This window comes from Desulfolutivibrio sp., from assembly GCF_036584575.1.
In the GTDB taxonomy this organism is placed as follows: Bacteria; Desulfobacterota; Desulfovibrionia; order Desulfovibrionales; family Desulfovibrionaceae; genus Desulfolutivibrio.
Genome location: NZ_JAZHDB010000234.1, coordinates 1 through 9,613, shown reverse-complemented (window position 1 = coordinate 9,613; position 9,613 = coordinate 1). Strand labels below are relative to the sequence as shown.

Below are 9,613 nucleotides of genomic sequence, written 5' to 3'. Positions count from 1 at the left end.
GCATACAGGATGACCACGCCGACAACGACGATGACGAGAAGCCCCGGACTGGATTTTTGCCGCGTCGCGTCCATTATTCTCTCCTTTTGGCGAAACCGGGAAAGGGGCGTCCCTTGCAGACCCGCCCCGGCTTGGCCCGCAGCATGCGGGCAGGCTGGCGGGCGAGGGAGTTCGATGGCAAAATACCGTTGATCGCCGGGCAAGGGAAGCCGCAACACCCTGTGACCCGGCCGCTTGTTCCAAACGGAACCAGGAGGGAGGACGCCTCGACATGATCATCTTTCCGCATTGTTGCGCATACCGTATATTGACTTATCTTTTGACTGGATCGCTGTGCATTGCCGGAAACGTCCTGCTGACGGCGTGGGCCGAGGCTGCCGAGACGCCCCAGGGCGCGCCGGGCGGAGAGTCCGGGACGGTCCAGCAGCTTGACCTGGCGGTCCTGCTGGCCGCCTATCCGGGGGTGATCGTGGAGGTCGTGGCCGAAGATGGCCGGATTTTTGCGGTCACCCGATCCGGAAAGCGGTTCGTCTATGACGACGGCCGCACCAAGTCGGTGGATGAGGCCCTGGAGGCCCCCGACCTGGAAGACATGCTGGCCCAGCCCTACCCCGTCGGCCCGTTGACCGGCGACCCTCCGGCCGGGCAGCATCCGGGCCGACGCCGGGTGACGGAGTTTTTGGCCGAGGTCTACGGCCAGGACGCGGCCGAGGTGTCGGCCGCCTGTCGCCCGGTGCGCTTTTTGGACCGCACGGTGCCGTTCAACAGCCGCAATGGCGCGGCGGACGCCTTGGAGCGGGTCGCCGCCCGGCTTGAGGACTTGGTGGCCCGGGATCGCGGGCTGCGGGACGTGCTCTACCCGGTGGTGGGCACCTTCAACTGGCGGACCATCGCCGGGACCAGCCGCCTGAGCATGCACGCCCTGGGCATCGCCGTGGACGTCAATCCAGGCCGCAACCCTTACTGGCGGCACCACCGGCGCCCCTCGGACAAGCTGGCCCGGAGGCAGTCCTTCCCGGGGGAGGTGGTTGCGGCCTTTGAGGCCGAAGGGTTCATCTGGGGCGGTAAGTGGGCGGAATATGACATCATGCATTTTGAATTCCGGCCCGAGCTATTGATAAAAGCCAGGGCTTCGCGCGGTGATCGATCCGGTTTGGACGAGGGGACGGAATCTGACAAAAACGGACATGCTGCACAATAAAAAAGACGTCCCTGTCGTCTGCATAAGAAAATAAAAAACGTAATACGGACTCGACCAGACTGTACAGTTACATGCTATGATTGCGTCTTTGCTTGTTTTTTTCCGGAACCCCATTGACCTTTCGTTGTAAAAGTGATTCTTGGACGGAAGTATATCGTGATGTTTTTCACGTTGGCGGCCATGCTTCAGTCTCGCAACGAAGGGGACACAGAGACAGGCCGCTGTCGGCAACGGCACAACCAGTGCGCCGGAATCCCGAGGGTGGCGATATAGCCGGCGCGTTGGCCCTAACTGAAAGGAGGAGTTTTATGAAATTCTCTGTGGGTCTTGGCAGGGAAAATGCTGAAAAGCGGCTTGAAGATCGGGGCGTCACGCGCCGCGACTTCATGAAGTTCTGCGCGTCCGTGGCCGCCGCCATGGGCATGGGCCCGGCGTTCGCGCCCAAGGTGGCCCAGGCGCTCACCGCAGCCAAGCGTCCCTCCGTCGTCTGGCTGCACAACGCCGAATGCACGGGTTGCTCCGAGGCGATCCTGCGCACGGTGAAACCGTTTATCGATGAGCTGATCCTGGACACCATCTCCCTGGACTACCATGAGACCATCATGGCCGCCGCAGGCGAGGCCGCCGAAGAAGCCCTGCACAAGGCCGTGGCTGCGCCGGACGGATTTTTCCTGGTTGTCGAGGGCGGCATTCCCATGATCGAAAACGGCGCCTGGGGCAAAGTCTCCGGCAAGACCATGCTCGAGACCACCAAGGAATTGGCGCCCAAGGCCAAGGGCGTCATCTGCATGGGCACCTGCTCCTGCTTTGGCGGCGTCCAGAAGGCCAAGCCCAATCCCAGCCAGGCCGTCAGCGTCAAGGAAGCCACCGGCGTGACCACCATCAACATCGCCGGTTGCCCGCCCAACCCCATCAACTTCGTGGGCGCCGTGGTGCATGTGCTGACCAAGGGCATTCCCGAACTCGACAAGGACGGCCGTCCGAACATGTTCTTCGGCGAGACCGTCCACGACAACTGTCCCCGTCTCAAGCATTTCGACGCCTCGGAATTCGCGCCGTCCTTCGACTCCGAGGAAGCCAAAAAAGGCTACTGCCTCTACGAACTGGGCTGCAAGGGGCCGGTCACCTACAACAACTGCCCCAAGGTGCTGTTCAACCAGACCAACTGGCCGGTTCAGGCCGGACATCCCTGCATCGGGTGCAGCGAGCCCGATTTCTGGGATTCCATGAGCCCGTTTTATCAACAGTAGCCAAGGCCGCCGCCCGACAGTTCAGGTCGGCCGTCACTCACGAATCATCATCGCTTGATGGAGGACAATATGGCTGAAAGTAAACCCACTCCGCAGAGCACCTTCACAGGGCCGGTCATCGTCGATCCCATTACCAGGATCGAGGGACACCTGCGGATCATGGTCGAAGTGGAAAACGGCAAGATCAAGGACGCCTGGAGCTCTTCGCAGCTTTTCCGGGGCCTGGAAATCATCCTCAAGGGCCGCGACCCCCGAGACGCCCAGCACTTCACCCAGCGCGCCTGCGGCGTGTGCACCTACGTGCATGCCCTGGCCTCCACCCGCTGCGTGGACAACGCCGTCAAGGTCAACATCCCGGCCAACGCCCGGATGATGCGCAACCTGGTCATGGCCGCCCAGTACCTGCATGACCATATCGTGCATTTCTATCACCTGCACGCCCTGGACTGGGTCGACGTCACCAACGCGCTCAAGGCCGACCCCCAGAAGGCCGCCAAACTGGCCGCCAACATTGCCCCGGCCCGCCCGGGCAACTCCGCCGAATCCTTGAAGGCCGTTCAGGACCGCCTGAAAGCCTTCGTGGAGACCGGACAGCTCGGCATCTTCACCAACGCCTACTTCCTGGGCGGACATGCGGCCTACTACCTGCCGCCCGAGGTCGATCTCATCGCCACGGCCCACTACCTGGAGGCCCTGCACCTGCAGGTCAAGGCCGCGCGCTGCATGGCCGTGTTCGGCGGCAAGAACCCCCACACCCAGTTCACCATCGTGGGCGGCTGCACCAACTACGACGCCATGACCCCGGATCGCATCGCCGAGTTCACGGCCCTGTGGAAGGAAACCAAGAAGTTCGTGGACGAAGTGTACATCCCCGACCTTCTGGCCGTGGCCGGTTTCTACAAAGACTGGGGCGGCATCGGCGGAACCACCAACTTCATGTCCTTTGGCGAATTCCCGACCAACGTCCAGGATACCGCCAAGTACATGGAATCCTGCTACTTCCCGGCCGGCGTCATGATGAACCGGGATCTCAAGAAAGTCGACAAGGTGGACCTCAAGGCCATCACCGAGCACGTCAAGTACTCCTGGTACAAGGGCGACCAGCCCCACCATCCGTACGAGGGCGTCACCGACCCGCAGTACACCAAGCTTGACGACAAGGAACGCTATTCCTGGATGAAGGCCCCCCGCTACAACGGCAAGGCCATGGAAGTCGGTCCCCTGGCCCGGGTGCTCATCGCCTACGCCAAGGGACACAAGGAGACCAAGGGCCTCGTGGACACCGTGCTGAAAAAGCTCAGCATCCCGGCCACGGCACTGTTCTCCACCCTGGGCCGCACGGCAGCCCGTGGCATCGAGACCGCCATCATCGCCGAGAAGATGGACGGCTGGATCAAAGAATACGCCGCCAACATCAAAAAGGGCGACACCAACCTGGCCGCCAAGTGGGAAATGCCCGCCGAGGCCGAGGGCGTGGGCCTGGTGGACGCGCCGCGCGGCGCCCTGTCCCACTGGATCAAGATCAAAGACAAGAAGATCGACAACTTCCAGCTCGTGGTGCCCTCCACCTGGAACCTGGGACCGCGCTGCGCCGCCGGGGCCGTCAGCCCCGTGGAAGAGGCCCTGATCGGCACCCCCATCGCCGATCCCAAGCGTCCGGTCGAGATCCTGCGCACCGTGCATGCCTTCGATCCCTGCATCGCCTGCGGCGTGCATGTGATCGAGCCCAACTCCAACGAGGTCTTGAAGTTCCGCATCCGCTAGCCTCAAGACACAACGCATCCATGCGGGAACCCGGCCAGCGCCGGGTTCCCGTTTTTTGGCGGTACCCTATGCACGACACCGTTCCCAAGATTTTGGTCCTTGGCGTGGGCAACATCCTGTACACCGACGAAGGCGTGGGGGTCCGGGCCGTGGAGGCCCTTCTTCGCGACTACCGCTTTTCCGACAACGTGACGCTCATGGACGGCGGCACGCTCGGGATGCGGCTGATGGACCCGATCATGCAGTGCGAAAAGCTCATCGTCATCGACGCGGTCTTAGGCGGCGACGAACCGGGCAGCGTCTATCTGCTGACCGGCGACGACCTGCGCAAGTCCCTGGCCTTCAAAAACTCCATGCACCAGTCGGACCTGGTGGACACGCTGATCTGCTGCGGCCTGGCCGGAAGTCGGCCCGAGGCGGTGGTGGTTGGCGTCGAGCCCTTCGACTACCAGACCATGGCGGTGGACATTACGCCGCAAATGGCCGAAAAGATGCCGGTCATTTTCGAAGTGGCCCTGGAAGAAATCAAAAAGGCCGGGGGGGACTATGAACCCCTGTCCCCCGACGGCGACGGAGCCTGATGATCCGGTTTTTCACCGATCCGGCGCTCGTGCGCCTGTTTCCCTGGCTGGCCGGGCTGTTTGGGCTTTTGCTCGGCAGCTTCTACAGCGTGTGCGCCCACCGCTACGTGGTGGGCCAGTCCATCGTGTTGCCGCCGTCGCATTGCCCGGCCTGCGGGCACCGTCTGTCCTGGTGGGAACTGATCCCGCTTCTGGGCTATGTATTGGCCCGGGGGAGATGCGCCTCCTGCGGGGTGCGCATCCCCATCGGCTATCCGCTGCTGGAGATCGTCTCGGCGGCCTGGGCCGCGCTTTTGGCCCTGAAATACGGCCCCACGCCGCTTTTTCTGGTTCTTCTGGCCGTGGGGGGGCTTTTCATCGTCGCCTCGGCCATCGACCTGCGCACCTTTTTATTGCCCAACCGGCTGACCTATCCGGCCGCCGTGCTGGGTATCGCGGCCGGGTGGCTGACGCCCGGGGTGGGACTGCCTCTGGCGCTGTACGGGGCCGGGGGGGGATTTGCGGTCTTCTGGCTTCTGGCCTGGGGCTACCGGAATCTGCGCGGCGTGGACGGCCTGGGCGGCGGCGACGTGAAGCTGATGCTGGCCATCGGCGGCATGTGCGGGGCCGTGGGACTGCCCATGGCGATTCTCATGGGCAGCGTGGCGGCGCTTGTGTGCAGTCCGTTTTTTCTTTTCGGCGGGAAGGGGAAAAAAAGCGCCATCCCCATTCCCTTCGGGCCGTTTCTGTGCTTCGGGGCCATGGCCCAGGTACTTTTGGGCGCGAACGCCCTGGCCCGGCTTTTGTCCTGAGCTCGCGAATCCGCAGCTCTGCCGGGCAGGACCACCCGGCTCAGGGGATCTTGATTTTCCGTCCAGGCTTCAGCTTCCTGGAGTCGAGCCCCGGATTGGCCTTGAAGATGGCCTTCTCCGTGACCCCGTAGCGTTTGGCCAACCCGGACACGGTGTCGTCGAATTCCAGCACATGCTCCCGGGGCCTCGTCGCCTGGGCCTTCTGCCCGTCCTCGGAGGCGGCCTGCCGGGCCTCGGCCTTCGGCGCGGTCCCGGGTTCCGGCCCGGCGACCCGGGGCGCGGCCTCAGGGGCGGGTTGCGGCGTGGACTCGGATCTCGCCTCGGGTTTCGCCGGAGGGGCGGCCACGACCTTTGCCTCGGGCTCGGGCTTGGTTTCGGGCTTGGCCGCAACCTTGGGCTCGGGCTTCGGCTCGGTCCCGGGTTCCGGTTTCGGCTCGGGCGCGGTCGCCGCCACGTCGGGTGCCCCCTGTTGCTCGGCAGCCCCCATGGTCGCGCCGTGGGGCAGCCTGACGACCGCCCCCAGCTTGAGATTGCTGGCTTTAAGGCCCGGGTTGGCCTTGAGGATGGCCTTTTCCGTGACCCCGTAGCGCTTGGCCAGGCCTGAAATCATGTCCCCCTGGACAATGATGTGGGCGCCGGGCGCGGCCTTTTTCTCCGGGGCAGGCGCCTTCACGGCCTCGGACTGGGCCTTGGGGACCGGACTGGCTTCCTCGCCGGATACGGGCGCGGGGGCGGTCTCGGAAGCGGACGCCGTTTCCGGGGCCGGTTTCGCCTCCGGGGCCGCTGCGGCGTGCGTCTCAGGCGCGGCGGCCTGGGGCTCGGACCCCGCCTGGGCCTTTCCCCCGGCCGGGATGATCACGGTCTGTCCGAGCTTGAGATTGGTGGGATTGATCCCCGGGTTGGCGGCCAGGATGTCCTTTCTGGGCACGCCGTAGCGTTTGGCCAGGGCCGAAAGCATGTCGCCCTTTTCGACGACGTGGGTTCTCCCCTGGCCGGGCGCGGCCGGAATCGTCGGCGCGGGCCGGGCGCCGACCTGGACGGCCGGGGATGGCGCGGCCTCGTCCTGAACGGCCGAAGCGGACGGGGCGGGCCTGTCCAGGGACGCGGCAGACGAGGGCCTGCCGACGGGTCCGGGTTTCCCCGGCTTCTCGTCGCTGCCCGGGCGGGGTTTCGCCTGGGTCGCCGAGGCCTTGCCCGCGCCCGGAGCCTGGGGGTCCATGGCCGCCGTGGCCACGGACGAGGCCGCCGCCGCCTTGGAGGCCTCCACCAGGGGGCTGTAGAAATAAAACACCCGCCCGGCGCTGCCGTCCTTGTAGCGGCGGTGTCCGATGTAGGCGTAGCCCGGCCAGTTCCAGGCCGCCAGCACATAGGCCCGGCCCGCGTCGTCGCTGCGCTCGGCCACGGCGTCGGGCGGCCCGTATTTGGCCGCCAGGTGCTCCTGCACGGCGTCAAACCCCGTGGCTCCCTCGTAGGCGATGGCCGCGTGGTAAAACTGGCCCTTGTAGAATCCGTAGGTGACCATGGCCACGGGCATGCCGCCCAGATCCTTTTTGTCCCCTTTGCGGTCGTAATCCGTGAACTCCCCGTCGGTCTCAACCAGGGTCATGTCCTTTAACGACGCCGCCTCGGTTCCCCAGGCGATTCCCCGGAATCCGTCGGGTTTTTTTTCGGGGTCGGCGGCCAGGGCGGCCCCGGCCAGCCCAAGGCACAACAGCATGGCGCATATGGCGGCGAGGCCGCCGAATCTCGTTGTGTTCACACTCTCCTCCGTGACCGCGCGGCGGATGGTTCCGCGCGGGCAAGGCCCCTATATCCCATGCGCCCCAAAGGGCAAAGCCCCTGTTTATGCCCGGCGCGGCGGGATCGCACGTCCGCGCCGCACCCTGTTCAGGCACGCCCGCACCCGGCGCCCGGCGGGCGGACGCAGCCATCCCCCAAGACATCCCCCAGGCCATCCCCCAGGCCCGGATGACAATTCCCCGCTTCGGCGTTATGAAATCGCCATGCCGAGCAAGGAGCGACGCGCACCGTGAGCGAATACATCGACCAGACGGCCCCCGGGGGCTCCGTTGGGCTGGTGGAGAAAAAATTCTTCACCTTCGCCGCCCCGCCCCATCCCCTGGTCGTGGAATCCGGCCTGTCCATCGGCCCGGTGACCCTGGCCTACGAGACCTACGGCACGCTTTCCCCGCGCCAAGACAACGCCGTGCTGGTGCTGCACGCCTTAACCGGCGACTCCCACGCCGCCGGATACTACGACGCCTCCGACCCCAAGCCCGGCTGGTGGGACAGCATGATCGGCCCGGGCAAGGGCATCGACACTGGCGCCTTGTTCGTCATCTGCGCCAACGTCCTGGGCGGCTGCATGGGCTCCACGGGACCGGGTTCGATCAATCCGGCCACTGGGGCGCCCTACGGCCTGGAATTTCCCGTGGTGACCATCGGCGACATGGTCGCGGCCCAAAAGGCCCTGGTGGACCATCTGGGCGTCAAGCAGCTTCTGGCCGTGGTGGGCGGCTCCATGGGCGGCATGCAGGTTCTGGAATGGTCCGTGCGCTATCCGGACATGGTGCGCGGGGCGGTGTCTTTGGCCTCCACCACCAAGCATTCGGCCCTGGCCATCGCCTTTAATGAGGTGGCCCGCCAGGCCATCATGGCCGATCCAAACTGGCGCGGCGGCGACTATTACGCCCATCCGGAAAAGCCGGACACGGGGCTGGCCGTGGCCCGCATGATCGGGCACATCACCTATCTGTCCGACGAGGCCATGCGGGCCAAGTTCGACCGCAGGTTGCAAGACCGTTGCGACATCTCGTTCAACTTCGAGGCGGATTTCCAGGTGGAAAGCTATCTGCGCCACCAGGGCAAGAAATTCGTAGACCGCTTCGACGCCAATTCCTTCCTGTACGTGACCAAGGCCGCCGACTATTTCAACCTGGAAAACGCCCACGGGGGCGGTTCGGCCGTCTCGGCCTTCGCCAAGGCGAAATGCGCCTATCTGGTGGTGTCTTTTACCTCGGACTGGCTCTATCCGACCTACCAGTCCAAGGCCATGGTCCAGGCCATGAAGAAAAACGGCCTGGACGTGAGCTTCATGGAGATCAAGGCCGACTGGGGACACGACGCCTTTTTGCTGCGCAATCCGCGCCTTTCGGCCATCATCGAACGTTTTCTGGAGCGCATGCAGCAGGCCGCCCGGGCCGAAGCGCCCGACACGCCCGAAGCGAAGGCAGGGGGCTAGCCGGATGCGCTACGACCTGCAAATCATCGCCTCCTGGATCGAGCCCGGCGCCAAGGTGCTGGACCTGGGCTGCGGCGCGGGAGACCTGCTCTCCCATCTCATCCGGGAAAAGGGCATCCGCGGCTCGGGCATCGAGATCGACGAGGCCAAGGTGGCCGAGGGGCTCACCCGCGGGCTGTCCATGGTGCACGGCGACATCAATGAAGAGGTCTGCGATTATCCGGACCAGGCCTTCGACGACGTGATTTTGAGCCAGACCCTGCAACAGGTCTACGATCCGGCCCGGCTCATCCGGGAGATGCTGCGGGTGGGAAAACGCGGCATCGTCAGCTTCCCCAACTTCGCCCACTATGGCGTGCGCGCCCAGCTTTTTTTCAAGGGACGGGCCCCGGTCTCCCGGGAGCTTCCCTACCAGTGGTACGACACCCCCAACATCCGGGTCATCGCCCTCAAGGACTTCCGGCGCTTCTGCAAGGCCTCGGGGTTCGCCATCCTGCACGAGACGGCCATCAGCACCCCGCACCACCAGGAAACCGGCCGGGTGACCACCCTTTTCCCAAACCTTCTGGCCACCTACGGCATCTTCCGGCTCGGCCGGGCGACGCCTCCGCCGCATTAAGCATCGCCAGGAGCAAAGGCTCGCCGCCTCCCGCCGGGACGGCCGCCCCCGGGCCGACCGCCCCCGGGCCGACCGCCATGGTTGCCCGCCGGGCCGCAATGCTTTAGATTTCCCCCTCGTCTGGATCACGTCGCCGCACGCACCGCCCTTTACCCGGAGCCCCCAT

Annotated in this window: 8 protein-coding genes; 7 read left to right on the top strand and 1 reads right to left on the bottom strand. The window is 65.0% G+C overall.

Annotation, left to right across the window (positions count from 1 at the left end; all coding sequences use genetic code 11):
• Positions 1-271: 271 nt before the first annotated feature.
• The 5 genes from V3572_RS17675 (at position 272) to V3572_RS17655 (ending at position 5,587) form a co-directional block, all read left to right on the top strand.
• A complete protein-coding gene (locus V3572_RS17675) occupies positions 272-1,201 on the top strand; it encodes a M15 family metallopeptidase (protein ID WP_332112351.1) in 930 nt (309 codons plus the stop codon).
• Between the two features lie 308 nt (positions 1,202-1,509).
• Positions 1,510-2,451 carry a hydrogenase small subunit gene (locus V3572_RS17670; protein WP_163303800.1) on the top strand — a complete coding sequence of 314 codons (942 nt, stop codon included), beginning with the start codon at positions 1,510-1,512 and terminating at the stop codon, positions 2,449-2,451.
• 69 nt (positions 2,452-2,520) lie between these two features.
• Positions 2,521-4,215, top strand: a complete 1,695-nt coding sequence (locus tag V3572_RS17665; protein WP_332112350.1) for a nickel-dependent hydrogenase large subunit — start codon at positions 2,521-2,523, stop codon at positions 4,213-4,215.
• Positions 4,216-4,283: 68 nt separating this feature from the next.
• A complete protein-coding gene (locus V3572_RS17660; RefSeq protein WP_332112349.1) occupies positions 4,284-4,796 on the top strand; it encodes a HyaD/HybD family hydrogenase maturation endopeptidase in 513 nt (170 codons plus the stop codon).
• Positions 4,796-5,587: a prepilin peptidase gene (locus tag V3572_RS17655; protein WP_332112348.1), complete on the top strand. Its 792-nt coding sequence runs from the start codon at positions 4,796-4,798 to the stop codon at positions 5,585-5,587. Before V3572_RS17660 ends, V3572_RS17655 begins: the two co-directional genes overlap by 1 nt.
• Positions 5,588-5,627: 40 nt before the next feature.
• Here V3572_RS17655 and V3572_RS17650 read toward each other — a convergent pair whose 3' ends face one another.
• Entirely contained in the window at positions 5,628-7,346 is a 1,719-nt protein-coding gene (locus V3572_RS17650; RefSeq protein WP_332112347.1) for a LysM peptidoglycan-binding domain-containing protein, read from the bottom strand.
• Between the two features lie 270 nt (positions 7,347-7,616).
• On the opposite strand from V3572_RS17650, the gene metX reads away from it, so the two are divergent.
• Together metX and metW are read left to right on the top strand one after the other, a co-directional pair.
• Positions 7,617-8,828, top strand: coding sequence for a homoserine O-acetyltransferase MetX (gene metX, locus V3572_RS17645; RefSeq protein WP_332112346.1), 1,212 nt, complete (start codon positions 7,617-7,619; stop codon positions 8,826-8,828).
• A 4-nt stretch (positions 8,829-8,832) separates the two neighbouring features.
• Positions 8,833-9,447, top strand: a complete 615-nt coding sequence (gene metW, locus V3572_RS17640; RefSeq protein ID WP_332112345.1) for a methionine biosynthesis protein MetW — start codon at positions 8,833-8,835, stop codon at positions 9,445-9,447.
• Positions 9,448-9,613 lie beyond the last annotated feature (166 nt).

Bases quoted from the DNA above. Each gene is read 5' to 3' on its own strand.
- V3572_RS17675 (WP_332112351.1), top strand. From the start codon at position 272: ATGATCATCTTTCCGCATTGTTGCGCATACCGTATATTGACTTATCTT.
- V3572_RS17670 (WP_163303800.1), top strand. From the start codon at position 1,510: ATGAAATTCTCTGTGGGTCTTGGCAGGGAAAATGCTGAAAAGCGGCTT.
- V3572_RS17665 (WP_332112350.1), top strand. From the start codon at position 2,521: ATGGCTGAAAGTAAACCCACTCCGCAGAGCACCTTCACAGGGCCGGTC.
- V3572_RS17660 (WP_332112349.1), top strand. From the start codon at position 4,284: ATGCACGACACCGTTCCCAAGATTTTGGTCCTTGGCGTGGGCAACATC.
- V3572_RS17655 (WP_332112348.1), top strand. From the start codon at position 4,796: ATGATCCGGTTTTTCACCGATCCGGCGCTCGTGCGCCTGTTTCCCTGG.
- metW (WP_332112345.1), top strand. From the start codon at position 8,833: ATGCGCTACGACCTGCAAATCATCGCCTCCTGGATCGAGCCCGGCGCC.